Below are 23,380 nucleotides of genomic sequence, written 5' to 3'. Positions count from 1 at the left end.
TCAGCCCTCGCGCCGCGGATCGCGGTCCGGTTCGGTATCGCGGTCCATCGGCGGCGAAATCTCGAAATTGCCAGCTTCCACCTCATGCACGCCGCTTTCGGTTTCGCGCGGCGTTGCCATCGTCCACCAGACGATGAACATCAACAGTCCGAGCGCGAACAGCGCTTCGACCAGCATCAGCCACATGATTTCCCCCGCAGCAAGAATCCGGATGCGCCTTCGCGCCATCGCTGCCGCCCTGCGCGCATCGAATGCAGGCAGCGCCCAGCCTGCCACCGCGCCGGCCGCGCCGCGAGTCGCCGACAACCCTCGAAACCTTGATGACGGGCGCGCCGGCCCGGCCTCGACTTCGGGCGCGGGCGTGAGCGCCAGAGCGCTACTCGCCCTCGCGGGCGCGCTGTTCGTCGCCGGTTGCGCGACGCAGAGCGCCGGCGGCCCGCCCGACGGCCTGCCGGTCGAACCCGGCCCCGCCGGTGCCGAACCCGCGCCCGCCGCCGAGCCCGGCACGCCTTCGCCCACCCCCGCCGGCACGCCGACCCGACCCGCAAAGCCATCACCCGCCCCGCGCCCCGCGCCCGGCGCGCCCGCCTCGCTCGTCACACCAGCGATGGTCCCGGCCCGCTTCGCTGACCTGCCCGGCTGGGACGACGACGATCCGCGCGAAGCCTGGCCCGCGCTCCAGCGCACTTGCGGCGCCCTGCGCGGCCGCGCCGAATGGGCCACGGCCTGCGCCGGCGCCGCCCGCATCGACGCCAGCGACAAGACCGCCGTGCGCCGCTACTTCAGCGAGCACTTCACGCCCTGGCGCATCCGCAACGCCGACGCCGGCACCACCGGCCTCGCCACCGGCTACTACGAGCCGATGCTGACCGCCTCGCGCACCCGCAGCGCCCGCTTCGGCGTGCCGCTGTACGCGCCGCCCGACGACCTCATCGGCATCGACCTCGGCGACAGCCAGCCCGACCTGAAGGACACGCTCAAGGGCCTGCGCCTGCGCGGCCGCCTCAGCACCTTGGCTGACGGCCGCAAGCTGCTCATCCCCTACTGGACGCGCGCCGAACTCATGACCGGCGCGGGCGCCGGCGCGCTCGTGGGCAAGGCGATCGTGTGGGTGGAGGACCCGATCGAGGCCTTCTTCCTGCAGGTGCAGGGCTCGGGCCGCATCAGGCTCACCGACGGGCGCGCGATGCGGCTCGGCTATGCGGATACCAACGGCCATCCCTACCGGTCGATCGGCCGCTGGCTCGTCGACCACGGGCAGATGAAGCTGGAGGAAGCATCGATGCAGGGCATCCAGGCCTGGGCGCGCGCCAATCCGTCCAAGGTGGACGAGCTGCTGGCGCAGAACCCGAGCTACATCTTCTTCCGCGAGCTGCCGGATGACGGCGACGAGCGCATCGGGCCGGTCGGCGCGCTCGCGGTGCCGCTGACGGCCGAGCGCTCGATCGCGGTCGATCCGCGCTCGATCCCGCTCGGCGTGCCGGTCTGGCTCTCGACCACCCAGCCGAATTCGCCGGTGCCGCTGCGGCGGCTGGTGCTGGCGCAGGACACGGGCAGCGCGATCAAGGGCGGCGTGCGGGCGGATGTGTACTTCGGCTCGGGCGCGGCGGCGGGCGAGCTGGCCGGGCGGATGAAGCAGAAGGCCGAGATGTGGGCGCTGCTCCCCAACGAAGCCGCGCGGCGGTGATACGGCGTCGGGTGGGGCTGGCGGTGGCGGACGGATGACGCTGGCGGCCGCGCCTGGACGGCGCGGCTCCCCTTCGCTCCGTTCGGTAGCCCGACGGCCGGGCTGGCAACTCGGTCGGCTGCGCCTCCCTCAAACAGCCAGCCCTGAGCCGCTGCGCGGCTCACCGTCGTCTACCTCCTGCGCTCGGCGCCTGCGACATCCGCCCGCCACCGCCAGCCCCACCCGACGCCTTCCACTGCCTTGAGGGACATGGCCGCGCTGCGCGCGGCTGGGAAGGGGCGAGCTGCGTGGGTGCTTCGGCAGGCACTGCCGCATGAGCAAAGGTTGCTGCCCGAGCATGCGCTGCTGCGGGAGCGGGAGTTGCCGCCCGAGCATGCGTGGTCGCTCCAACATGCTTGCCGCTTGGGCACGCCCTGCCGCACGAGCGCGGATTGCCGCTTGCGTGCGGATTGCTGCTCGAACCGTCTGATCGTTTCCACGGTGCACAGCCTTCGCGCAGCACCCGGTGCCTTCGAACCTTCACGAGGCGCCGGGCGCGAGGGTGGTGCCGCGCGGCCGTCTGGCGCACCGAGCGAACGAGGTAGGCGCGGGGGAACGGCCATAGGCCGTTCAGGCTTGCCTGTTTGAGGCTTTGCGCAGCAAAGCCGAGTTGGCAAGCCGACCCGCGAGCTACCGAAGGGCGTAGGCGGAAAAGGCTGCGGAGCCTTGCGGCTTGCAAGCCGCAAGGCTCCGCGAGGGAACCCGCCGCCCCGGCGGCGGGTGCGCCAGTCGGCCGCGCGGCACCGCCCTCGCGCCCGGCGCCGCTGCCAACCAACCAGCCGAACGAACCTCGAAGTCAGTAGTAGCTGAGCGCCCGAGTCTTCCCCCGGAACACCCGGTACACGAACGCCGTGTAGACCAGGATCGCCGGCAGCACCACCGCCGCCCCCGCCAGCACGAACCACAGACTCTCCGACGCCGCCGCCACCTGCCAGATTGTCATCCGGTCGATCACGAGATAGGGGAAGAGGCTCACCGCCAGCCCGTTGAAGCTAAGCACGAAGATGCCCACCGTGCAGGCGAACGGCGCCCAGCACCAGCGCTCCAGCCCGCGCGCATTGCCTTCGTCGGCGTCGTGTCCGAGCCGGCGCAGGAACAGCCAGCACGCCAGAAAGAGCGCCGCCGTCAGCAGCGGAATCGGCGCGAGGAAGAGGATGTTCGGCAGCGAGAACCACTTCTCGAAGATGCGCGCGCTGACGATCGGCGTCGCGATCGACACCGCCGCCACGCCCAGCGCCGTCAGTACCAGACAGACCTGGGCCCAGCGCACCGCGCGCGCCTGCAACGGCCCCTCGGTCTTGATGAGCAGCCAGCCCGCGCCGAGCAGCCCGTAGCCCGCCGCGAGACAGAAGCCGATCGCGAGACTGAACACGTCGTTCACGAGGCTCGGCACGAAGCCCGTCACCAGCCGGCCGAGCATCACGCCCTGGGTCAGCGACGCGATCAGCGAGCCGGCGAAGAACAGCCGGTTCCACAGCGGCTTGTGGTGGTCGCGCGCCTTGACGCGGAAGTCGAAGGCGACGCCGCGCAGGATCAGCCCGAACAGCATCAGCGCCACCGGCAGGTAGAGCGCCTGGAGGATGGCGCCGTGCGCGTTCGGGAAGGCGATGAGCAGGAGGCCGATGCCGAGTACCAGCCAGGTTTCGTTCGCGTCCCAGAACGGGCCGATGGTCGAGACCATCACGTCCTTGTCGTCGTCGCCGGCGCGGCTCATGAGCAGGCCGACGCCGAGGTCGTAGCCGTCGAGGATGACGTAGGCGAGGATCGCGAAGCCCATCAGCGCGAGGAAGACGACGGGCAGCCAGAGGGCGTCGCCGGTGAGGCCGGCGGGGATGAGGTCGTTCATGCGTGGCTCCTTGCCGGTTCGCCGCCGGTGGCGATGCGTGGGTCGTCGGGTTGATTGGCGAGCTGGCGCGCCTTGCCGGCCATGAAGAACACCACCGACACGTAGGCGACGATGAGCGCGAGGTAGAGCGCCACGTACATCGCGAGCGTGAAGGCGACGTTGACCGGCGCGATCTGCGTGGCCGCGTCGGCGGCGGTGAGCACGCCCGTCACGAGCCAGGGCTGGCGGCCGATCTCGGTCGTGTACCAGCCGGCCACAAGCGCGATCCAGCCGAGGAAGGTGCAGGCAACGAAGCCGCGCGCAAGCCACGGCTTCATCTCGCGGCCGCCGCGCATCTGCCACGCGCCGGCCCAGGACAGCGCGAGCATCAGCAGCCCCGCGCCGACCATGATCCGGAAGGCGAAGAACACCGGCGCCACCGGCGGATGCTTGCCTTCGAACCGGTCGAGGCCCTGGATTTCGGCATCCCAGTCGTGGCCGAGGTAGAGCGAGGCCAGGCCGGGAATGGCGACCTCGTAGCGGTTGCTGCGCGTGGCTTCGTCGGGAAGGGCGAACAGCACCGCCGGCACGCGCGTCTCGGTCGTCCAGATGCCTTCCATCGCGGCGATCTTGGCCGGCTGGTGATGCAGCGTGTTGAGGCCGTGCATGTCGCCGGCGACGATCTGCAGCGGAATAAGGATGGCGGCGAGCGTGGCCGCCGTGCGCAGCGTGGCGCGCACCTCGTCCACGCGGTCGCCGCGCAGCCAGCGATAGGCCGACACGCCGGCGACGAGGAAGGCCATCGTCAGCCCCGACGCGAGCAGCATGTGCGTGAGCCGGTAGGGCATCGACGGGTTGAAGATGACTTCGATCCAGCTCGTCACATGGGCGACGCCGTCGCGCATCTCGAAGCCCTGCGGCGTCTGCATCCACGAGTTGAGCGCGATGATCCAGAACGCGCTCAGCGTGGTGCCGCCGGCCACGAGAAAGGTGGCCGCCGTATGCATCTTCGCGCCGACGCGCTGCTGGCCGAACAGCATCACACTCAGGAAGGTCGCCTCCAGGAAGAAGGCGGTGAGCACCTCGTAGCCGAGCAGCGGCCCGGCGATGTTGCCGACCGTGTTCATGAAGCCCGGCCAATTGGTGCCGAACTGGAAGCTCATCGTCACGCCGCTCACCACGCCGACGGCGAAGGTGAGCGCGAAGACCTTGACCCAGAAGCGGTAGGCGAGATTCCACTTCTCGGCGCCGGTCGCGTTGTAGCGCAGCTTGAAGAACAGCAGCATCCAGCCCAGCGCGATCGATATCGACGGGAACAGGATGTGGAAGGTGATGTTGGCCGCGAACTGGATCCGCGACAGGAGGAATGCGTCCATTGCCTTGCGCCTCTGGGTGCGTGGAGGTTGGTCTCGACTGCCCTGCCCGCGCGTGCATTGCGCGCGGATCGGTGCTGCGTGGTTCCGCGTCTGGCGCGGATTCCGCCGTTGCTGACGGCGGCCGTCGCGCCGCGGCCCGTTCCGGCAGGCCGAGCGCCGCCCTCGCCCCCGTCGGGGCGAAGGTGCTGGTGCTTTGGGTCCCGCTTCGCGGCGCGGGACGGGCCGTGGGTCAGCGCCGATGCTGACGGCGCGCGACGTGGCGGGCGGTCAGCCGCTGCCGCGTCCGAGCGTCAGCCGGTCCTTCATTTCAAGCAGCCTGACCACGCCGGTGCCGAGCTTCATGAGCTTTTCGAGCGTGGCCGGCTCCAGTCTGTTCACGTCGTCGAACCAGCCCATGAGCAGCTCGATGAAGTCGTGCATCTCGCGCATGCGGGCCTGGGCATGGCGGTCATCCTCGCCGCCCGGCTCTTCGAGCACCGCGTCGCGCAGCATCGACAGCGTGGGGTCGACCTCGCGTCGGCGGCGTTCCTCGGCCAGGGTGCGGAAGATGGTCCACACGTCCTCGGGTGCCGAAAAGTACTCGCGCCGGTCGCCCGGCAGATGCGACAACTTGACGAGCCGCCAGCTCGTCAGCTCCTTGAGACCCATGCTCACGTTCGAGCGCGAGAAGCCGAGTTCCTCGGCGATCTGGTCGGCGTTGAGCGGCTGCGGCGAGAGGAAGAGCAGCGCGTACATCTGCCCGACCGTGCGGTTGATGCCCCAGCGGCTGCCCATCTCGCCGAAGTGCATGACGAAGCGCTGGACGAGCGGGGTCATGCGCGGACTCCCGCGGGCCGGCGGACGAAGGCCGGGCCGTCGATGTCATTGCGCTCGCGCATGCGCCTCTCCTGTAATTTCAGAAATTACTGAAATTATTGCATGCGATCAAAGTCCGGTGGCAAGTGCTTTGTGGCGCGGACGATGGTCGGCGCGACGCGGCGCCCACCGCGCCGGCAAATCAGCCCCCGCGTCGCGTCGCCGGATCAAGGAAAAGCGCCGACGACTTCAAAAGAAAAACGGCGCCGAAGCGCCGTCGTTCTTGCCGGAGCCAAGAGCGGATCAGCGCTTGCCGGCCTGCTGGAGCGCGGTTTCAAGCGCGTTGGCGTCGATCGCGCCAGGGATGCGCTTGCCGTCGGCAAGGATGAGCGTGGGCGTGCCGGTCACGCGCAGCTTCTTGCCGAGCGCGACAGTGCGATCGACCGGATTCTCGCAATCGCCCTTCCCTTCGGGCGCCTTGCCTTCGAGCATCCAGTCCTGCCAGGCCTTTTCGCGCTGCGGCGCGCACCAGAGCAGGCGCGATTTGGTGACCGAGTCCTCGCCCAGTACCGGGTAGTAGAAGCGGTAGAGCGTGAGGTTGTCGGTCGCCTTCAGCGCGGCCTCGAAGCGCTTGCAATAGCCACAGTTCGGATCGACGAACACCGCCAGCACACGCTCGCCCTTGCCGTGCACGCTCTTGCTCGCGAGGTCGAGCGGCAGGTCCTTGAAAGCGACCTGCGTGAGCTCGTCCATGCGCGTCTGCGTGAGGTTCTTGCGCGTGCGGGTCTCGAACACCGCGCCGACGAGCAGCAGCTCGGCATTGCTGTCCGTGTAGGCGAGCTCGTCGCCGAGCTGGACTTCCCACAGATCGGCCTGGGGCAGCTTGCGGATGTCGCCGATCGGCGGCGCGCTGGTGCCGAGGCGTTCGCCGAGCTTGGCGCGGATCGCGGCAATGGTGGCGGCGGTGGCGGGATCGGCCGGCTTCGCGGCGGGCCTGGCGGCAACCGGCTTGTCGGCGGGCTTGTCCGCCGGCTTGTCGATCGCGACTGCGGTGGCACCGACGGCCAGGGCGACCGCGGCGGCGAGGGCCGCGAGCGCAGCCTTGGGGACGTTGAATTTCATGAGATTCCTTCGGGGCGCTTCAGCCGAGCGCGTGGCGGATGAGGCGGTTCTTGACCGGCCCGATACGGTCGAGCAGATCCATGCCGGCATTACGCAGGAGGCCGAGCAGCGGATCGGTCGTGGTGAACAGGCGCTGGAGCGCGTCGGTCGTGTTGAGCATGAGGGCGAGGTCTTCGCGGCGCGCGCGCGGATAGCGGCGCAGCAGCTTGAGGTCGCCGAGATCGCGCATCGGCTCGCGCGCCGCGAGCGCGTCGAGCAGCGCCGCCACGTCGAGCAGGCCGGCATTCAGGCCCTGGCCGGCGAGCGGATGCATGAGGTGGGCGGCGTCGCCCACCAGCGCGATGCGCGGCGCCACGACCGGCGAGCCGTGCATGAAGCGCAGCGGGAAGGCGGCCGGGCGCGTCAGCACGCGCATGCGGCCGAGCGCCGAGCCGCAGGCGGCCTCGACCTCGGCGGCGATGGCGGCGTCGTCCATCGCGACGAGCGCGTCAGCGCGCGCCTCCGGTACCGAGAACACCATCGACACATGGCGCGACGGGCCGTCGCCCTCATCGGGCAGACCGGCCGGCGGCAGCGGCAGCAGCGCGAGGATCGCGCCGCCCGCCTCCGGCCCGAGAAACCATTGCCGCGCCGCATCGCCATGCGGGCGTTCGCAGAGCAGGTCGGTCACGACGCCGGCATGGCCGTAGGGCCGGATCTCGCCGCGCAGGCCGGCCGCGTCGCGCAGCTTCGAGCGCGCACCGTCGGCCGCGACCAGCAGCTTCGCGCTCACCGTGCCGCGCCGCGCCAGCGTGACGCGCGCCTCGCGGGCGTCGATGGCGGCGTCGGTCACTTCGTCATCGACGATCTCGATGCGCGGATTCATCTCGCAGCCGCGTGTCAGCGCGCGTTGCAGATTGCGGCCCTCGATGATGTGGGCCAGCTCCTTCACGCAAGCCTCGTAGGCCGAGAAGCGCAGCCTGCCGGGCGCTGCATCGCCGTGGACGAGCATGTCGTACACGGGCGCGATGCGTTCGCGGTCGAGCTGGCCGGCGACGCGCAGACGCTCCAGCAGCCGCATCGACGCCGACGAGATCGCGAACACGCGCAGATCCCAGGTTTCGCGCACCGGCGCCGGCTTGGGCCCCACGAGCAGCACCGACAGACCAAGCTGCGCCGCCCCGATGGCGACGGAGCAACCCGCCGCGCCGCGACCGGCGACGACGAGATCGAAACTGGCGTTGTTCACGTTGAGATGAGCTGTTGGCTGGCGAGGGCGCCATCATAGACCGCGTATTTCAAGCGCCATTCGTGGTGCCGCAACCTCAGCCGGCAGAAATTCGTGCGTGCATTTATCCAAAACCTGTCTATAATTGCTGGCTCAGCAGTTGACGTGGCCAGATAGCTCAGTTGGTAGAGCAGCGGATTGAAAATCCGCGTGTCGGTGGTTCGATTCCGCCTCTGGCCACCAAGATTCCGCAAACGCCCGACCCTCACCGGTCGGGCGTTTTGCTTTGCGCGCGAGAAATGCATCGCGATCCACAGCCCCGAAAAGCAGAACGGCCATCCCGTTGCCGGAAATGGCCGTTCGATGATGCAACCCGGCATGCGCCGGGCGGCGATCACTTCTTCTGGACGAAGGCGCCGCAGTAGCCGTTCGGGCTGATCTCGGTGTCGCCCGGGATGGCATTGCAGCCGCCCTTGTCGGTCGGCTTGGCGCCCGGCACGAACTGGATGCAGATCGCGCAGTGCTTGCCATCCGGACCCGGTTGGTCGACGTACTTGAGCGCATTGCGCATGGCAGCGTTGCTGGCGGCGTGGGCCGAGCCGCAGACGGCGATGACGGGGATGGCGGCGAGGGCGCCGGCCATCTTGAACACTTGGCGACGCGACAGATCGGTTTGGCTCATGACAGTCCTTTGGGGGTGGCAGGTCGTCGCGCTGCTGGACGGCTTCAGCCGTCCGCGCGCGAGCGGTGGACCTTAATCGAAGCGCCAAGTTCAGTGCATGACGCAGTGCAACACGGCGTTGGCCTCAGACGACGTGCCAATTCAGGACAGTCCCGGCGGCCAGCGGCACGAGTTGATCGCGGTCATACGCGACTGATGCGGGCACCTCGAAAGGCTCGCGGACAAGGGTAAGCGAGCCCTCGTTCCGAGGCAGCCCGTAGAAATCCGCCCCGAATTCGCTGGCGAACGGTTCGAGCTTGTCGAGCGCGCCGGCCTGCTCGAAAGCCGTTGCATAAAGCTCCACCGCATGTAGCGCGCTGTAGCAACCGGCACAGCCGCAGGCCGCTTCCTTGGCGCCCCTGGCATGCGGCGCCGAGTCGGTGCCCAGAAAGAATTTCCTGTTCCCCGAGGTTGCCGCGGCCACGAGCGCCTGACGATGCGTCTCGCGCTTGAGGATCGGCAGGCAGTACCAGTGCGGCCGCACGCCGCCGGTGAAGATCGCGTTGCGGTTGTAGAGCAGGTGCTGCGGCGTGATGGTCGCGGCCACCAGATCGTCGGCCTCGGCCACGTACTGGGCCGCGTCGCGCGTGGTGATGTGCTCGAAGATCACCTTCAGCCCCGGAAAGCGCTGGCGCAGCGGAATGAAGTGCCGGTCGATGAACACCGCTTCCCGGTCGAACACGTCAACGCTGGGATCGGCGACCTCGCCGTGCACGCACAGCGGCATGCCGACTTCCTGCATCGCTTCGAGCGTGGCATCGCACCTAACGAGGTCGGTCACGCCGGCGTCGGAATTGGTGGTGGCGCCGGCCGGATACAGCTTGACCGCATGCACGAAGCCCGAAGCCTTGGCGCGGCGGATCTCGTCGGGCGTGGTGTTGTCGGTGAGGTAGAGCGTCATGAGCGGCTCGAAACTCATGCCGGCGGGCAGCGCGGCGAGGATGCGCTCGCGGTAGTCGGCGGCCAGCGCGGTGGTCGTCACCGGCGGCTTGAGGTTGGGCATGACGATCGCGCGCGCGAACTGGCGCGCGGTGTGCGGCAGCACGGCCGCGAGCGCGGCGCCGTCGCGCAGGTGGAGATGCCAGTCGTCGGGGCGGCGCAGGGTGATCGACGAAGGCGTGGCGGCGGGAGTGGCGGTGGTGGTCATGGCCGCGATTCTAGGCGGGCCGACAGCGCCGCCCGCCGCCGCGACCTCAGTCGTCCATCAGCAGCTTGCGCACCTCGTCCACCAGGTCGGCGAGGCAGTGCTTGACGGTGTCGAACTGCCCGCTCGTGGGGATGAGCGGCACGCTGTACACGCCGCCCAGTTCCTCGTTGAGCGCCTTGATGCGCGCGGCGACCTGCTCGTGGCTGCCGACGATCGACATCTCCAGCAGCGCGGCCGGGTCGAGCGCGAGCGACTGCGCCGGGTCGGCGTTGACGCCGGCCGCGCCCAGGCGCTCGGCCAGCGCGGCGAGATAGGGCTCGGCGACCGCGACCGCCTCCTCGCGCGTCGCGGCCGTCATGCAGAAGCGCGGCACGATGAGCTGGGGATCGGCGCCGCCCGAGTGCTCGCGGTAGAGCGCGACCGCCTTCTTGAGCCGCGCCACGGTCCAGGTCGCGCCGGCCATGAGGCCGTGACCGAGCTTTGCCGCCTCGATGATGTTGGCCTCGCCGCCGGCCGCGATCCACACCGGGATCGGCTTGGGCGGGCGCGGCACGAGCGTGAGGTCGGTGGTGCTGAAGTGCTTGCCGCTCCAGCTCACGTCGGTCTCGGCATGGAGCTTCCGCATCAGTTCGAGCGCCTCGAACATGCGCGATTCGACCGTCGCCGCGTCCAGCCCGAAGTGCTTGCCCACGAGCCCGAAGGGCGCGCCCCGGCCGACGCCGAGATTGAGCCGGCCCTTGCTGAGCAGGTCGAGCGTGGCGACATCCTCGGCCAGCGCGACCGGATCGCGCAGCCCCGCAAGCAGCGCCGCCGAGCCGATGCGCGCCTTGCTCGTCACGCCGGTCAGATGGCCGAGCAGCGCGATCGAGGCGCCCGTCGGCCACACGTCGTCGAAATGCTGCTCGCCGATCCAGATGTCGTCGAAGCCCATGCGGTCGGCCTCGCGCACGAGGACGAACTGGCGGATCAGCGCGCGACCGGCTTCGGCCGTCGGGTTTTCGCAGAGGCAGAGATAGCCGATGCGGGGTGGGGGCGTCGTCATGGCTCGTGTCGAACGTGGTGGGTGAGAAGGACGGCCCGGCGCCAGCGCGTCGCGGCGGTTCGGCGGACCGGCCCGCGCGCATCGCGCGCGTCGGCCGGGCCGCTGAACCGGCAGCCCGCGGCGCCGGATTTCCCGACTGTTCTGCAAGAGCTTTGCCACGCGACAAAGCCGACAAAACCCTTCGGCACCCCTCTTGCATCCGTGGACCGAAACATCCTCCGAGAGCTACAGAAAAGTGCGCACCCATCTCGACTGGTCGGCCTACGAAAGCTATGGCCAGGGCGACGCCTACGCCCACATCCCCGCCACCGGCGGCGACTACGCCAAGGCCACGGCCGTCTGCATCGGCGCCCGGCAATGCCAGGGCACGGCGCCCAAGGGCCTGATGTGCCCGAGCTTTCGCGCGACGATGGACGTCGCCCATTCCACCCAGGCGCGCGCCGCCGCGCTACGCGCCGCCCTCGACGGCGAATACGGCCCCGACCCGTTCATGGCGCCCCAGGTGGCCGAGGCGATGGACCTGTGCGTCGGCTGCAAGGGCTGCAAGCGCGAATGCCCGAACGGCGTCGACATGGCCGCGCTGCGCACCGAGGCGTTGGCCCAGCGCCGCGAGCATGAGCCGGCCTCGGCGCGCGACCAATGGTTCGCCAACTTCCCGGACATGGCGGCGAAGGCACGCAGGCTCGGTCCGTTGCCCGGTCTCGCGCTGACGCTGCGCGAAAAGCTGCCGGCCGTCGCGGCCTTCATCGAAAGCCGTTACGGCATCTCGGCCAGGCGGCCGCTGCCGCGCCTCGCGCCGACGGCCTTCCTCGATCGCTCGCCCTCGGTGTATGCGCCGGCCGTGGCGCCGGTGGCTCCCGACGCGGCCGCCACGCCTGCCGCCGCGCCGACGCTGCGCGAGGTCGTGCTGCTGGTGGACAGCTTCACCAACCAGCTCGACCCGTCCACCGCCGACGCCGCCGTCAAGCTGCTGACCAAGGCCGGCTACGTCGTGCACATCGCGCGCGCGCTCGACGGTGGCGCGCCGCTGTGCTGCGGCCGCACCGCGCATTCGGGCGGCTTCATCGAGCGCGCGAAGGAACACGCCACGCGCATGCTCGACGCGCTGGAGCCGATGGTCGAGCGCGGCCTGCCGGTGCTCGGGCTGGAGCCGAGCTGTCTCGTCATGCTGCGCGACGAGTACCAGCAGATGGGCTTCGGCGCGCGCGCCCAGAAGGTCGCCAAGAGCGCCTGGCTGCTGGAGGAATTCCTCGCCCGCGAGCACGACGGCAAGCGCCTGAAGATTCCCTTCCGCGCCGACCTGCCCGAGCGCAACGCCGTCGTGCACGGCCATTGCCACCAGAAGGCCTTCGGCGCGATGAAGGCGATGCGCAAGGTGCTGGGCCTCGTGCCCAATCTCAAGGTCGAGTTCATCGAATCGAGCTGCTGCGGCATGGCCGGCAGCTTCGGCTACGAGGCCGAGCACTACGAGGTGTCGATGAAGATGGGCGAACTCGCGCTGCTGCCCGCCGTGCGCGCCTGCGACGCCGCCACCGAGGTGATCGCCAACGGCACGAGCTGCCGCAGCCAGATCGCCGACGGCGCGAAACGCGAGGCGCGGCACTTCGTGCACACGCTTGCAGCGGCGCTCGACTGACCGCGCGGCGCGGGCGCCGGCAGAACCCGCGCGCCCCGGTGCCGGCCCTCGCATCGGGTCGGTGCGCCCCGGACCACGGCGTCGATGAAGGAACGCGCCCCTCGATGCAAAACGCCGCGCTCCCTCGCGGGAAACGCGGCGCTGTCTGCCGCCGGCGGCGGGCGACGCGGCAGCGCGAGCTGCCTGCCGCCCTGCCCGCTCAGCTCTTGAAGGTGCTGAGTTCCTTCTTGCTGAAGTTGCTCGTGTCGCCTTCGGCCGAGGCCATCGCGCGCATCTTGCGGCGCATCTCGGGGATCTTGCCGTGCGGCGCGATGCGCGACACGAGACGTTCGACTTCCTGCGCGCCGCACTTGGGGCAGGACACGACGGTGGACGAGCGCACCAGCACCTCGAACTCTTCTTCGCAGGTCGTGCAGCGGTATTCGTAGATCGGCATGGGATTCCTCGGTGATCTGTCGCGGCCGGGGCCGCTCTGCGTGCTTGCGAGGCTTGTCGGGTTTGCGACAAGCCCGGGGTTCGCAGGCCGTTTTGCAAGAAGAATGCCGCCGCTCTCCCGACCGTCTCACCACTGCGCGTGCAAGCGCAGCGCCGCCACATCCACCGGCCCGCGCGCCCGGTTGTAGGCCGGATTCACGATGCGCTGATAGTCGAAGGTCAGGCTCAGACCGCCCGGCAGGCCGAGGCTGTAGTAGGCCTCGGCGATGCGCTCGGGCGCGTAGTCGATCGCGCCGTCGCCCACGAAATAGCCCAGCCCGCCCGCGCGCAGATAGGCCACATGCGCCGACGACAGCCCGTTCTGCGCCAGCCCCAGCCCGATCTCGTCCTCGCCGCGCCCCCAGTACGAGCCGCCCACGCGCAACGCCGCCGCGAGCGAGGCGTCAATCTCGGCGAAGGCGAACACTTCCGAGCCTCCGTCGCTGCGAGCGGCGCGCACGAGACCGCTCACGTCGTCGGCCAGTTCCTGCTCGACGGTCAGGCCGAGCCCGCGCTTGTCCTGGCGCCGGCGCACCGCCGTCACCTCGGGCACGGTGCCGGAGGCCGCGCCGCCGGCCGCCGCCCAGGCGTCGAGTGCGTCCTGGAAGCTGCCCATCGACGTGCGGTTGCGGAAGGCCAGCAGCCGCAGCGCGCCGGGCCGGCCGCCGACCTCGTGGCGCCGTTCCAGCTCCAGCGCATCGCCGACGTCGGCGCCCAGATTGTTCTGAAGACGCAGCCCGTTGGCTTCCTTCGGCAGCCGGAAGCGGCCGGCGCGCAGCGTCCAGTCGTCCCAGACGAGTTCGGCCGCGGCACCGCCGGTATAGCCGCGCGCGTCGGCCGGAAAATCCCAGGCGCCGTAGGTGAGGAAGCTCCAGTTCAGGAATTGCGTGCGCGGATCGTGGGCGACGCCGTTGTCGTCGAACACGTCATTCACCGCGAAATTGCCGAGCGTGATCACCACGCGGTGCCGGTCCACCGTGCGCGCGAACTGGTTGGCGTCGGCCTCGACCTGCTCCTCGCCGCCGCCTAGGCCGAAGGTCTGGCGCGCGAACAGCCGCGCCCGGTAGAAGGTCGGGCTGGTGCCGCCCACCTTCTGCATCTCGCCGTTGGTGAGGCCGCCCAGTCCCGTGAGGTGCGACAGCGGCAGGCCCTGGACCATCTCGGGGTTGAAGAACAGCTCGGTATCGCGCGCCGGCCGCCAGCCCATGAAGGCCGTGGCCGACAGCGAATAGCTGCGCTCGTACTCCGGCTCCAGGCTTACCGGGCTGGCATAAGGCGAGCGCAGGCGCTCCTTGGCCTGGCCGACCAGCGTTGCCTGACCGTTGAGCGCGACCTCGCCCAGATCACCCGCCTCCCATTGCGCCGCACGCGCCGCCGGCATGAACGCGCAGGCCAGCGCCAGCGCGATTCCGCTCCATCCCCATTGCCTGCCGCGCATGACTTCTCCTGCCTGAGCGATTCAAAAAGCCGCGCAGGCTGCCACGGACTCATGTCATCCGGACTTCAATCCCGCGCGCGGTTACGGACGCTGACCAACGGCCGCTTCCTACAGCCGCGTGCGCGCCGGCCCGACACCGCGCGCGGCGGCGTCGGCCGATGCTCGCCGCAAGACTCGCCGTCATGCCCGGCCCCGGTGCCGATGCCGTCGGCGGCGGTCCCGGCGCGCCACTTCGTCATGCCGTGCGCCCATGCCCACTCGCATAAAGGAGTCGCCATGAAACTTCGTGCCCTGTTCTTCGGCGAACGCTCGGTCACCAAGGTCGCCGCCGTGTACGACAACCCCGAAGAAGCCCGCATCGCCGCCGACGCCATGCGCCGCGAAAGCGGCATGGAAGCTTGGCAGGTGCGCATCCTGCGGCCGGGCGAGCCGGATTTCGGCGCCGAGGTCGAACCCGAGGACGACGGCATCTGGCACACGGTGCTGCGCGCGCATGCCACCTGCGGCGCGATCGGTCTCGGGCTCGGTCTGCTGCTGTACTGGGGACTGCTGTCGGCAGGTCAGCCGGCAGTCGCGTCGTCGCCCTGGCTGGCGGCGCTGGCGATCGGCGGCTTCGGGATGATCTTCGGGCTGATCGCGGGCGGCGCGGTGAGCATGCGACCCGACCACACGCCGCTCATCTCGGCGGCGCGCAAGGCGGTGGGCAGCGGGCGCTGGGCCGTGGTGGGGCACCCGGTGGACGAGCATCAGGCGGCCGCGGCCAACCTGAGCCTGCATCGCCACGGCCATCCGCGCGAGGCGGTGCGGACGTTCTGAAGGCGGCCCGCGTGTCGGTCACGCGACCCGCGGCCGGGCAACCGCAGCGCGCCCGGGCAGCCGCCGCTCAATCCGGCGTCATGTCCGGATGCAGGATCACCTCGTCCGGCATGCCGGCCTGCACGCCCGGTTGCAGCGTGATGCCCGAGATCGCGTCATAGCCGGTCTCGCCCTCGAACATCACCACCGCGTCGGGCGGGAATGCCTGGAGCAGTTCGATCATCTGCCTGACGTTCATCTCGGGCCTTTCTTGTCGAAGTTGTCGCGCCTCAGTGGCTGAGGATCTTCGAAAGAAATTGTCGTGCCCGCTCGCAGCGCGCCTCGGGCTGGCCGAAGAAGGCGTCCTTGCTCACGTCCTCCACCACCTTGCCCGCGTCCATGAAGATCACGCGGTTGGCGACCTTGCGCGCGAAGCCCATCTCGTGGGTGACGACCATCATCGTCATGCCCTCCTGCGCGAGCTGGACCATCACGTCGAGCACCTCGTTGACCATCTCGGGGTCGAGCGCCGAGGTCGGCTCGTCGAACAGCATCACGATCGGGTCCATCGCCAGCGCCCGCGCGATCGCCACGCGCTGCTGCTGACCGCCCGACAGCTGGCCCGGAAACTTGTTCGCATGCGCCTTGAGGCCCACGCGGTCGAGCAGCTTCAGGCCCTTCTCGTTCGCCTCGTCCTTGCTGCGGCCGAGCACCTTGATCTGCGCGAGCGTCAGGTTCTCGGTGATGCTCAGGTGCGGAAACAGTTCGAAGTGCTGGAACACCATGCCCACCTTGCTGCGCAGCCTGGGCAGGTCGGTGCCGGGCGCCGTGAGGCTCGTGCCGTTGACGACGATGTCGCCCTTCTGGAAAGGCTCCAGCCCGTTGACGGTCTTGATGAGCGTGGACTTGCCCGAGCCGCTCGGCCCGCACACCACCACCACGTCCTTCTTTTCGACGCTCGTCGTGCAGTCGGTCAGCACCTGGAAGCTGCCGTACCACTTCGACACGCCCTTGAGTTCGATCATCGGCATCGTGAATGCACCTTTGGGAGTTGGAGCGCGCGGCTCAGCGGATGATGGCAATGCGCGCCTGGAGCCGCTTGACGAGCGTCGACAGGCTGAAGCTGATCAGGAAGTACACGACCACCGCGAGCAGCGTGCTCTCGATCGGCCGGCCGAAGTTGCGGCCCGCGACGTTGAAGCCCTTGAACAGGTCGTAGGCGCCGATCGCGTACACCAGCGAGGTGTCCTGGAACAGGATGATCGTCTGCGTGAGCAGCACCGGCAGCATGTTGCGGAAGGCCTGCGGCAGGATCACGAGCCGCATGTTCTGCGCATAGGTCAGGCCCAGCGCCTGGCCCGCGAAGATCTGCCCGCGCGGAATGCTCTGGATGCCGGCGCGCATGATCTCGGCGTAGTAGGCGGCCTCGAAGGCGATGAAGGTGATCACCGCCGACGCCTCGGCGCCGATCGGCCGGCCGAGCAGATAGGGCATCAGCAGGAAGAACCACAGGATCACCATCACGAGCGGGATCGCCCGCATCGCGTTGACGTAGAACGTGGCCGGCCATTCGAGCCACTTGCGGCCCGACAGCCGCATCAGCGCCAGCAGCGTGCCGAAGAAGATGCCGCCCAGCATCGCCACCACCGTGAGCTGGAGGCTGAATGCAAGCCCTTTCAGCAGGTAGTCGGTGACGAGCTGCCAGCTGAAGAAATCCCAGTCGAGATTGAGCATGTCAGTGGCCTCCGCCCATCGCGGGACCGACGAAGCCCGGCACGCGCACGCGCTTCTCGATGAAGCTCATGACCACGTAGATGACCGCCGCCGTCACCACGTACAGCCCGGTCACGGCCAGATAGACCTCGATCGGGCGCGAGGTTTCTTCGGTCGCCTGCATCGAGAACATCGTGAGTTCGGAAATGCTCACCGCGAAGGCCGCCGCCGAGTTCTTGACGATGCCCATCGACTCGCTCGTGAGCGGCGGCAGGATGATGCGGAAGGCCATCGGCAGGATGATGTGGCGATAGGTCTGGGCCGTCGTCAGGCCCAGCGCCATGCCCGCCATGCGCTGGCCGCGCGGCAGCGCCTGGATGCCCGAGCGCACCTGCTCAGAGATGCGCGCCGACGTGAAGAAGCCGAGCCCGAACACCACCAGCACGAAGCCCGGCACCGCCTTCATCGGCGGGATCAGCGCCGGCACCACGTGGTACCAGACGAAGATCTGCACCAGCAGCGGGATGTTGCGGAACAGCTCGGTCCAGACCGTGCCGACGATCTGCGCCGGTTTCGACGGCAGCGTGCGCAGCGTGCCGACGACGGCGCCCACCACGAGCGCGAGCAGCAGCGACAGCCCGGCGACCGCCGCCGTCCAGCCCCAGGCCGACAGCATCCAGTCGAGATAGGTCGTGCCGTCGCCGATGTCCTCGGTGAAGAAGTCCCATTGCAGGGCCATGCGGCCTCCGTTGCGTTGAGGTTGGGAAAGCGACGCGGCGCCGGTGCCAGGCAGCGACGCCGCGCGCGGCATGAAAACGGGCCCGCGCCACGAAAGCGACGCAGGCCCGCCGGTGCTTCAGCGCGTCACGACTTCTTCGCCGCGTAGTCCTCCATCGGCTTGTCGTTCGGATTGGCGATCGCGTCCTTGAGGCGCTGGCTCATCGGCACGCCCGGGTTGTTGTTCTTGGGCGGGATCGGCGACATGAACCACTTGTTGTAGAGCTTCTCGAACTCGCCGCTCTTCATGGTCTTGCGGATGTAGTCGTCCACCGCCGTCTTGAAGGCCGGATCGTCCTTGCGGAACATGATCGCGATCGGCTCGACCGACAGCGGCTCGCCCACGATGTCGAACTGCTTCGGGTCCTTCGAATTGGCGATGTTGCCGGCGAGGATGTAGTCGTCCATCACGAAGGCGTCGGCGCGGCCCGACTCCAGCAGCAGGAAGCTTTCGGCGTGGTCCTTGCCGTACACCTCGTTGAACTTGATGTTCTGGCCGCGCTCGCTCTTGCGCAGCGTCTGCACGGAGGTGGTGCCGGTGGTGGTGGCCACCGTCTTGCCGTCGAGCTGGGCCACCGAGTACAAGCGCTGGCCGGCCCGCACCGCCATGCGCACCTCGGTCACGTAGGTGGTGAGGCCGAAGGCGACCTGCTTCTGGCGCGCGACGTTGTTGGTGGTCGAGCCGCATTCGAGATCGACGGTGCCGTTCTCGACCAGCGGAATGCGGTTGGACGACGTGACCGACATGTATTCGATGTTCAGCTTGGGCAGCTTGAGCTGCTTCTGCAGGTCGGCCAGGAGGTTCTGGCACAGGTTGACGTGGAAGCCGGCGTACTGCCCGTTGCCGAGGGTGTACGACAGCACGCCCGAGGAATCGCGCACACCCATGGTCACCTTGCCGGTGTCCTTGATCTTCTTGAGCGTGCCGGTGAGTTCCTGGGCGCTGGCGCCGTGGGCGGCCAGGGCCGCGCCGACGGCGAGGAGGGCGGCCAGCAACACTTTCTTGGTCATGACGACTCCGAATGACGAGTGAAAGACGGGGCGCCGCGACGCGACCGCGCTGCGCGGTCGAGCGCCAGGACGCGAACCGATCATGGCACGCCACTTCGGCGCCGGCACCCGGGGCTGCGCCGGGCGGCGGACGCTTCTGCGGCGCGTATCGCGAAAGCCACTTGCAAGCCACATGCCGCCTCGCGGCGGTGCGCGCGCAGCCTGTCGGCGTGGCCCGCGCGCGTCACGCGGCGCCCGCCGGCTCCGCCCGCGATGCTGCGGCGCACCGCGATGCACACCTTTGCAGCGTCCGCGCCGCGCCGTGCCGAGGGTGACGGTTACACCCGCTGGCAATCCCGCGTCGCAGCGCAAGAAAGCGGCAGCGCGCCGGCGCTGAACTTCGGCCACGGCCACGCAGGGTCGGCATCGCGGAGAACGGACATGGTTTGCGACAAGGCGGCGCGCGCGTGGCGCGTGGCGACGGCATCGGTCATCGCACTGACACTCGCGGCGACGGGTGGCGCGGCGGCGGCGCAGGAACGCAGACCGGGCCGGCGCGGCAGCAGCAACGGAGTCACACGATGAAGCGCGCCCTGCTCCCTCTCGCCGCGCTGGCGCTGCTCGGCGCCTGCGCCCAGCTGCCGACCGGCCCGAGCGTCATGGTCATGCCGGCGGCCAACAAGCCCTTCGAGGTCTTCATGGCCGAGGACGAGCAATGCCGCGCCTGGGGCCAGCGCGCGATCGGCGGCGGCCAGGTGGCCGACAGCGCCAATGCCAGCCTCGCCACGAGCGCGGCCGCGGGCACGGTGCTCGGCGCGGCGGCCGGCGCGCTCGCGGGCGGCAGCGGCGAGGCGGCCGGCGTGGGCGCGGCGGTGGGCATGGTGACGGCCGCGGCCGTCGGCTCCGACAGCGCCCGCTACGCCGGCAGCGAGGCTCAGCGCCGCTACGACACGGCCTATCTGCAATGCATGTACGCCAAGGGCAACCAGGTGCCGGCCACGCCGGCACCTGCCGCGACGGTCACGCACTACTACCGCTACTACTACGACCGCCCGCCGGTGGTGATCGTGCCGGGACCGCCGCCGCGCTGGTGAGACGCACCGGCCCCTCGCGCCAACGCGCATCCGGCGCTTTCGGCGGCCCGGGCCGGAGCGGACAATCCGGCCGATGACTTCCCCCACAGCAACCGCCTCCGCGCCGGCCGCCGGCGCCACGCCACCCGCCACCGACGCCGCGCACTGGACCGAACCCGGCAGCGCGGCCTACCGCCACATCGTCGCCGCGCTCTTTCTGGCGGGCTATTCCACCTTCTCGCTGCTGCACTGCGTGCAGCCGCTGCTGCCGGCCTTCGCCGACAGCTTCGCGGTGAGCCCGGCGGTGGCGTCGCTGGCGCTGTCGATGTCCACCGGCGCGCTGGCCTGGGCGATCCTGCTCGTCGGCGCGTTTTCCGAGCGCTGGAGCCGCAAGCGGACGATGACGGTGTCGATGTTCGGCGCGGCGGCGCTCACGCTGGTGGCGGCGCTGGCGCCCGGCTGGCACGGCCTGCTCGCGGCGCGCATGGCGGTGGGCATCGTGCTGGGCGGGGTGCCGGCGGTGGCGATGGCGTATCTGGCCGAGGAGATCCATCCGCGCGGTCTCGGCTTCGCGATGGGGCTTTACGTGAGCGGCACCTCGATCGGCGGGATGACCGGGCGCGTCATCACCGGTCTCGCCGCCGAGGCCTGGGGCTGGCGCGCGGCGCTCGGGCTGACGGGGCTGCTCGGCCTGCTGGCGGCGGCGGGCTTCGTGGCGCTGCTGCCGGCGTCGCGCAATTTCCGGCCACGGCCGCCGACGGGGCCGGGCTTCCACCTCAAGGCCTGGGGCGCGCATCTGGCGACGCCGGGGCTGGCGCCGCTGTACGCGATCGGGCTGCTGGTGATGGGCTCGTTCATGGCGGTCTACAACTACGCGGGTTTCCGGCTCATGGCGCCGCCCTACTCGCTCAACCAGGCGCACATCGGGCTGATCTTCCTGCTCTACCTGACGGGCACGGTCGCGTCGTCGGCGGCGGGCTGGCTGGCCGACCGGCTCGGGCGCGGGCCGGTGATGATCGGCGCGGTACTCATCACGCTGGCCGGCGCGGGGCTGACGCTGCTCGTGCCGCTGGCGGGTTTCGTCGCGGGCATCGGCGTGCTCACCTTCGGCTTCTTTGCCGTGCATGCGCTTGCAAGTGGCTGGGTCGGGCGGCTCGCGCGCGGCAACAAGGGGCATGCGTCGGCGCTCTACCTGCTGGCCTACTACCTCGGCGCGAGCGTCATGGGCTCGACCGGCGGCTGGTTCTGGATGCATGCGGGCTGGGCCGGCGTGACGGGCTTCGTCGCGGCCCAGCTGCTGCCCTGCCTGGCCTGCGCGCTGCTGCTGCACGCGATGGCGAAGCGGGCGGCGAAGGCAGGCTGAACCGCATTCGCAAAGGCGAGACGGGCCATCGGCCGTCTTCTGCCTCCGGGCAGCCCGCGCAAGCGTGCGGCCCGGGCGGCCGCGCCCGCGACGCTCCGCCAGGGCGGCGGTGCCCGGCCTCAGCCCCTCCGCCGCGCCGCGCCCGACAGCTCCAGCATCAGGCTGATGCGCGCCTTGTACGGCCCGAGCGCGCCCGCCGAAGTCCAGCCCGGCGGCAGGCGGTCGCGCAGCACGGCCGCGCCGCCGATGCGGCTCGCGAGCATCACGCGCAGACCGTCGGCGACCGGGCCGACCAGCGCCTCCTCGATCGCGCCGTGCACGCTGCCATTGCCCGTGCCGGCGATCACCAGCCCCTCGATGCCGGTCGCCACCAGCGCCTCGACGAAGGCCGCTTCCACGCCCGCATGGCTCGCGAGGATGGCGACGCGCGGCAGCGCCGCCGCCGTCAGCGCCGAGACGTCGTAGCCGGCGACAGGCCAGCGCGGCGCGGCGCCGGACACCGAAGCGGCAGCCGCCGGCGCGGCCGTCGCGCCGTCCGCCGCCTGCGCCGCGACCGTTTCATCGCCCGCGTGCGCCGGGCCGGCGCCCCGGGCGAACTCCACCGTCGCGCCGCGCACCCAGCCTTCCACGCCGGCCTCGCCGGAATCGAAGGCGTCGAGCGCGCTCGCGCTGGCCTTGCGCACCCGCGCCGCCGCATGCACGCGGCCCGCGAAGCTCAACAGCACGCCACGCCCGCGCGCCGCCGGGCTGGCCGCGACGGCCACCGCCTCGTACAGGTTGAGCGGGCCGTCGGCCGACAGCGCGTCGGCCGGCAGCATCGCGCCGGTGAGCACCACCGGCTTGTCCGACGCCACGGTGAGCGCGAGCCACCAGGCCGTCTCCTCCATCGTGTCCGTGCCATGGGTCACGACCACGCCGTCGATGTCGTTGCGCCCGAGCAACGACATCACCTTGTGGCTGAGCGCGATCCAGAGGCCGGCATGCATGTCCTTGCTGTCGATGCCGGCCAGCGACTCGGCCTCGATGTCGGCGAGCCCCGCGAGGCCGCGCACCGAGGCGATCAGGTCGTCGGCTTGCAGCAGTCCGGCGCGGTAGTCGGTGCGCGTGCCGGGCCTGGAACTGAGGCCGGCGATGGTGCCGCCCGTCGAGACGATGGCGATGCGGCGGCGTGGCGAGGACGGATTCATGACGTGGCGGGAGGCGGGAAAAACGCCAAGCCTAGCCGCCCGGCCGCGTCCCGCCCCGCGCGCCGCGCTGCCGCCCGCGCCGCATGCCGTCGGCCGGCGACCTTGCCACCGGCAGCCGGGATGAAGACCGGCATCGGCCCCGCGTCCGTTCCAGCGGGTGCTCGCATCGCCCTTTCGCGCGAGGCAGGCATGACGCCTTGATTGCAATACCGCTTGTCGGTCGATGGACGGTCCGGCCAACATGCGCGGCCCCCCGTCCGAATCCAACCGAACGCCGGAAGCCCCGCGATGTCCATCACCACCTTCTCCAGCCGCGAGTTCAACCAGGACACCAGCAAGGCCAAGAAGGCCGCGCTGAACGGTCCAGTATTCATCACCGACCGCGGTCGCCCGGCCCATGTGCTGCTCAGCATCACCGACTACGAACGCCTGGTCGGCAAGCGCGCCAGCATCGTCGATCTGCTCGCCATGCCCTGCCCCGAGCATGCGCATTTCGAGCCGGTGCGCGCGGGCGCCGCCTGTCTCGCGGAGCGCGGCTGATGTTCCTGCTCGATACCGACGTGGTGTGCGAACTGCGCAAGGCCGGCGACGGCAGCGCCGATCCGCATGTGACGGCCTGGGCCGCCGAAGTGGCGACCGGGCGGCTCTACCTGTCGGCGCTGAGCGTGTTCGAGATCGAGCGCAGCATCGCGCTCATGGAACGCAGCGACCGCCGCCGCGCCGCGCTGCTCGCCGCCTGGCTGCACCAGCAGGTGCTGCCGGCCTTCGCCGACCGCATCCTGCCGATCGACACGGCGGTCGCGCAGTGCCATGCGCGCATGCCGATGGCCACGCCCGACGCCGAGCGCGACGCGCTGCTCGCCGCCACCGCCATCGTCCACAACATGACGGTCGTGACCGGCAAGACCGGCAACTACGCCGCCACCGGCGCCCGCCTGCTCGACCCCTGGCAGGCCACGCATTGACGCGGAGC

At 70.1% G+C, this 23,380-nt stretch carries 25 protein-coding genes and 1 tRNA gene; 9 read left to right on the top strand and 17 right to left on the bottom strand.

The annotated features are described in order from the left end of the window. Positions 1-306: a hypothetical protein gene (locus tag H566_RS29505; protein ID WP_169732547.1), complete on the bottom strand. Its 306-nt coding sequence runs from the start codon at positions 304-306 to the stop codon at positions 1-3. Between the two features lie 55 nt (positions 307-361). Here H566_RS29505 and mltA point away from each other — a divergent pair, with 55 nt between their 5' ends. Beyond that, a complete protein-coding gene (gene mltA / locus H566_RS25940; protein WP_051378911.1) occupies positions 362-1,687 on the top strand; it encodes a murein transglycosylase A in 1,326 nt (441 codons plus the stop codon). A gap of 835 nt (positions 1,688-2,522) precedes the next feature. Here mltA and H566_RS0116890 read toward each other — a convergent pair. The 5 genes from H566_RS0116890 to H566_RS0116870 all read right to left on the bottom strand — a co-directional run bounded on the left by H566_RS0116890 (position 2,523) and on the right by H566_RS0116870 (position 8,072). Continuing rightward, positions 2,523-3,572: a cytochrome d ubiquinol oxidase subunit II gene (locus tag H566_RS0116890; RefSeq protein ID WP_028312354.1), complete on the bottom strand. Its 1,050-nt coding sequence runs from the start codon at positions 3,570-3,572 to the stop codon at positions 2,523-2,525. Further along, complete coding sequence (locus tag H566_RS25935) at positions 3,569-4,927, bottom strand: cytochrome ubiquinol oxidase subunit I (protein WP_034412068.1); 1,359 nt, start codon at positions 4,925-4,927, stop codon at positions 3,569-3,571. The genes H566_RS0116890 and H566_RS25935 overlap by 4 nt, the downstream gene beginning before the upstream one ends. Before the next feature lie 267 nt (positions 4,928-5,194). Continuing rightward, positions 5,195-5,743: a GbsR/MarR family transcriptional regulator gene (locus H566_RS0116880; protein ID WP_028312353.1), complete on the bottom strand. Its 549-nt coding sequence runs from the start codon at positions 5,741-5,743 to the stop codon at positions 5,195-5,197. Positions 5,744-6,025: 282 nt separating this feature from the next. Continuing rightward, positions 6,026-6,844, bottom strand: coding sequence for a DsbC family protein (locus tag H566_RS25930; RefSeq protein WP_084545221.1), 819 nt, complete (start codon positions 6,842-6,844; stop codon positions 6,026-6,028). A 19-nt stretch (positions 6,845-6,863) separates the two neighbouring features. Next, on the bottom strand, positions 6,864-8,072 hold the full coding sequence (locus tag H566_RS0116870; RefSeq protein ID WP_028312352.1) for an FAD-dependent monooxygenase: 1,209 nt from the start codon (positions 8,070-8,072) through the stop codon (positions 6,864-6,866). Positions 8,073-8,218: 146 nt separating this feature from the next. Here H566_RS0116870 and H566_RS0116865 point away from each other — a divergent pair. Next, positions 8,219-8,294, top strand: a tRNA-Phe gene (locus H566_RS0116865). Between the two features lie 151 nt (positions 8,295-8,445). Here H566_RS0116865 and H566_RS0116860 read toward each other — a convergent pair. The 3 genes from H566_RS0116860 to H566_RS0116850 all read right to left on the bottom strand — a co-directional run bounded on the left by H566_RS0116860 (position 8,446) and on the right by H566_RS0116850 (position 10,961). Then, the gene (locus H566_RS0116860; RefSeq protein WP_028312351.1) at positions 8,446-8,733 is read right to left on the bottom strand and encodes a high-potential iron-sulfur protein; all 288 of its coding nucleotides are present in this window, start codon (positions 8,731-8,733) and stop codon (positions 8,446-8,448) included. Between the two features lie 124 nt (positions 8,734-8,857). Continuing rightward, positions 8,858-9,919: a dihydroorotase gene (gene pyrC, locus H566_RS0116855; RefSeq protein ID WP_028312350.1), complete on the bottom strand. Its 1,062-nt coding sequence runs from the start codon at positions 9,917-9,919 to the stop codon at positions 8,858-8,860. Between the two features lie 46 nt (positions 9,920-9,965). Beyond that, positions 9,966-10,961 (bottom strand): LLM class flavin-dependent oxidoreductase, encoded by a 996-nt coding sequence (locus tag H566_RS0116850; protein ID WP_028312349.1) that lies wholly within the window; start codon positions 10,959-10,961, stop codon positions 9,966-9,968. Between the two features lie 235 nt (positions 10,962-11,196). Between H566_RS0116850 and H566_RS25925 the strand changes: the two genes are divergently transcribed. Continuing rightward, positions 11,197-12,597, top strand: a complete 1,401-nt coding sequence (locus H566_RS25925) for a (Fe-S)-binding protein (protein WP_034412067.1) — start codon at positions 11,197-11,199, stop codon at positions 12,595-12,597. Between the two features lie 199 nt (positions 12,598-12,796). Here the strand turns inward: H566_RS25925 and H566_RS0116840 are convergent, their stop codons facing one another. Both H566_RS0116840 and H566_RS0116835 read right to left on the bottom strand, forming a co-directional pair. Further along, a complete protein-coding gene (locus H566_RS0116840) occupies positions 12,797-13,033 on the bottom strand; it encodes an FmdB family zinc ribbon protein (RefSeq protein WP_028312348.1) in 237 nt (78 codons plus the stop codon). A gap of 126 nt (positions 13,034-13,159) precedes the next feature. After that, positions 13,160-14,509 (bottom strand): carbohydrate porin, encoded by a 1,350-nt coding sequence (locus H566_RS0116835; protein ID WP_156924481.1) that lies wholly within the window; start codon positions 14,507-14,509, stop codon positions 13,160-13,162. A gap of 276 nt (positions 14,510-14,785) precedes the next feature. Between H566_RS0116835 and H566_RS0116830 the strand changes: the two genes are divergently transcribed. Next, complete coding sequence (locus H566_RS0116830; RefSeq protein ID WP_028312346.1) at positions 14,786-15,325, top strand: hypothetical protein; 540 nt, start codon at positions 14,786-14,788, stop codon at positions 15,323-15,325. A gap of 67 nt (positions 15,326-15,392) precedes the next feature. On the opposite strand, the gene H566_RS29500 is transcribed toward H566_RS0116830, so the two are convergent. From H566_RS29500 to H566_RS0116805, 5 genes are all read right to left on the bottom strand, one after another. Then, the gene (locus tag H566_RS29500) at positions 15,393-15,563 is read right to left on the bottom strand and encodes a hypothetical protein (RefSeq protein ID WP_169732548.1); all 171 of its coding nucleotides are present in this window, start codon (positions 15,561-15,563) and stop codon (positions 15,393-15,395) included. Positions 15,564-15,594: 31 nt separating this feature from the next. Then, positions 15,595-16,329, bottom strand: coding sequence for an amino acid ABC transporter ATP-binding protein (locus H566_RS0116820; protein WP_028312345.1), 735 nt, complete (start codon positions 16,327-16,329; stop codon positions 15,595-15,597). A 40-nt stretch (positions 16,330-16,369) separates the two neighbouring features. Then, positions 16,370-17,038, bottom strand: a complete 669-nt coding sequence (locus tag H566_RS0116815) for an amino acid ABC transporter permease (RefSeq protein WP_028312344.1) — start codon at positions 17,036-17,038, stop codon at positions 16,370-16,372. 1 nt (position 17,039) lies between these two features. Then, positions 17,040-17,756 (bottom strand): amino acid ABC transporter permease, encoded by a 717-nt coding sequence (locus H566_RS0116810; RefSeq protein ID WP_028312343.1) that lies wholly within the window; start codon positions 17,754-17,756, stop codon positions 17,040-17,042. 125 nt (positions 17,757-17,881) lie between these two features. Then, a complete protein-coding gene (locus H566_RS0116805; protein ID WP_028312342.1) occupies positions 17,882-18,805 on the bottom strand; it encodes an amino acid ABC transporter substrate-binding protein in 924 nt (307 codons plus the stop codon). A gap of 270 nt (positions 18,806-19,075) precedes the next feature. Here H566_RS0116805 and H566_RS29170 point away from each other — a divergent pair, with 270 nt between their 5' ends. The 3 genes from H566_RS29170 (at position 19,076) to H566_RS25920 (ending at position 21,220) form a co-directional block, all read left to right on the top strand. Beyond that, entirely contained in the window at positions 19,076-19,369 is a 294-nt protein-coding gene (locus H566_RS29170) for a hypothetical protein (RefSeq protein ID WP_156924480.1), read from the top strand. Beyond that, positions 19,366-19,878 carry a glycine zipper family protein gene (locus tag H566_RS0116800; RefSeq protein ID WP_034412066.1) on the top strand — a complete coding sequence of 171 codons (513 nt, stop codon included), beginning with the start codon at positions 19,366-19,368 and terminating at the stop codon, positions 19,876-19,878. The genes H566_RS29170 and H566_RS0116800 overlap by 4 nt, the downstream gene beginning before the upstream one ends. A 73-nt stretch (positions 19,879-19,951) precedes the next feature. Next, complete coding sequence (locus H566_RS25920) at positions 19,952-21,220, top strand: MFS transporter (RefSeq protein WP_051378902.1); 1,269 nt, start codon at positions 19,952-19,954, stop codon at positions 21,218-21,220. A 119-nt stretch (positions 21,221-21,339) separates the two neighbouring features. On the opposite strand, the gene H566_RS0116790 is transcribed toward H566_RS25920, so the two are convergent. Beyond that, complete coding sequence (locus tag H566_RS0116790; protein ID WP_028312340.1) at positions 21,340-22,407, bottom strand: asparaginase; 1,068 nt, start codon at positions 22,405-22,407, stop codon at positions 21,340-21,342. Between the two features lie 288 nt (positions 22,408-22,695). Here H566_RS0116790 and H566_RS0116785 point away from each other — a divergent pair, with 288 nt between their 5' ends. Beyond that, a complete protein-coding gene (locus tag H566_RS0116785) occupies positions 22,696-22,947 on the top strand; it encodes a type II toxin-antitoxin system Phd/YefM family antitoxin (protein WP_028312339.1) in 252 nt (83 codons plus the stop codon). Beyond that, positions 22,947-23,372, top strand: coding sequence for a PIN domain-containing protein (locus H566_RS0116780; RefSeq protein WP_028312338.1), 426 nt, complete (start codon positions 22,947-22,949; stop codon positions 23,370-23,372). The genes H566_RS0116785 and H566_RS0116780 overlap by 1 nt, the downstream gene beginning before the upstream one ends. Positions 23,373-23,380: the final 8 nt, after the last annotated feature.

This window comes from Derxia gummosa DSM 723, from assembly GCF_000482785.1.
GTDB lineage: Bacteria > Pseudomonadota > Gammaproteobacteria > Burkholderiales > Burkholderiaceae_E > Derxia > Derxia gummosa.
This window is presented reverse-complemented; position numbering and strand designations above follow the sequence as displayed.

Bases quoted from the DNA above. Each gene is read 5' to 3' on its own strand.
- H566_RS25935 (WP_034412068.1), bottom strand. From the start codon at position 4,927: ATGGACGCATTCCTCCTGTCGCGGATCCAGTTCGCGGCCAACATCACC.
- H566_RS0116880 (WP_028312353.1), bottom strand. From the start codon at position 5,743: ATGACCCCGCTCGTCCAGCGCTTCGTCATGCACTTCGGCGAGATGGGC.
- H566_RS0116890 (WP_028312354.1), bottom strand. From the start codon at position 3,572: ATGAACGACCTCATCCCCGCCGGCCTCACCGGCGACGCCCTCTGGCTG.
- H566_RS0116850 (WP_028312349.1), bottom strand. From the start codon at position 10,961: ATGACGACGCCCCCACCCCGCATCGGCTATCTCTGCCTCTGCGAAAAC.
- H566_RS0116790 (WP_028312340.1), bottom strand. From the start codon at position 22,407: ATGAATCCGTCCTCGCCACGCCGCCGCATCGCCATCGTCTCGACGGGC.
- H566_RS0116805 (WP_028312342.1), bottom strand. From the start codon at position 18,805: ATGACCAAGAAAGTGTTGCTGGCCGCCCTCCTCGCCGTCGGCGCGGCC.
- H566_RS29170 (WP_156924480.1), top strand. From the start codon at position 19,076: ATGCACACCTTTGCAGCGTCCGCGCCGCGCCGTGCCGAGGGTGACGGT.
- H566_RS0116830 (WP_028312346.1), top strand. From the start codon at position 14,786: ATGAAACTTCGTGCCCTGTTCTTCGGCGAACGCTCGGTCACCAAGGTC.
- H566_RS0116860 (WP_028312351.1), bottom strand. From the start codon at position 8,733: ATGAGCCAAACCGATCTGTCGCGTCGCCAAGTGTTCAAGATGGCCGGC.
- H566_RS25930 (WP_084545221.1), bottom strand. From the start codon at position 6,844: ATGAAATTCAACGTCCCCAAGGCTGCGCTCGCGGCCCTCGCCGCCGCG.
- H566_RS0116835 (WP_156924481.1), bottom strand. From the start codon at position 14,509: ATGCGCGGCAGGCAATGGGGATGGAGCGGAATCGCGCTGGCGCTGGCC.
- H566_RS0116810 (WP_028312343.1), bottom strand. From the start codon at position 17,756: ATGGCCCTGCAATGGGACTTCTTCACCGAGGACATCGGCGACGGCACG.
- H566_RS0116780 (WP_028312338.1), top strand. From the start codon at position 22,947: ATGTTCCTGCTCGATACCGACGTGGTGTGCGAACTGCGCAAGGCCGGC.
- H566_RS0116785 (WP_028312339.1), top strand. From the start codon at position 22,696: ATGTCCATCACCACCTTCTCCAGCCGCGAGTTCAACCAGGACACCAGC.
- H566_RS0116840 (WP_028312348.1), bottom strand. From the start codon at position 13,033: ATGCCGATCTACGAATACCGCTGCACGACCTGCGAAGAAGAGTTCGAG.
- pyrC (WP_028312350.1), bottom strand. From the start codon at position 9,919: ATGACCACCACCGCCACTCCCGCCGCCACGCCTTCGTCGATCACCCTG.
- H566_RS29500 (WP_169732548.1), bottom strand. From the start codon at position 15,563: ATGAACGTCAGGCAGATGATCGAACTGCTCCAGGCATTCCCGCCCGAC.
- H566_RS0116815 (WP_028312344.1), bottom strand. From the start codon at position 17,038: ATGCTCAATCTCGACTGGGATTTCTTCAGCTGGCAGCTCGTCACCGAC.
- H566_RS0116820 (WP_028312345.1), bottom strand. From the start codon at position 16,329: ATGATCGAACTCAAGGGCGTGTCGAAGTGGTACGGCAGCTTCCAGGTG.
- H566_RS0116800 (WP_034412066.1), top strand. From the start codon at position 19,366: ATGAAGCGCGCCCTGCTCCCTCTCGCCGCGCTGGCGCTGCTCGGCGCC.
- H566_RS25920 (WP_051378902.1), top strand. From the start codon at position 19,952: ATGACTTCCCCCACAGCAACCGCCTCCGCGCCGGCCGCCGGCGCCACG.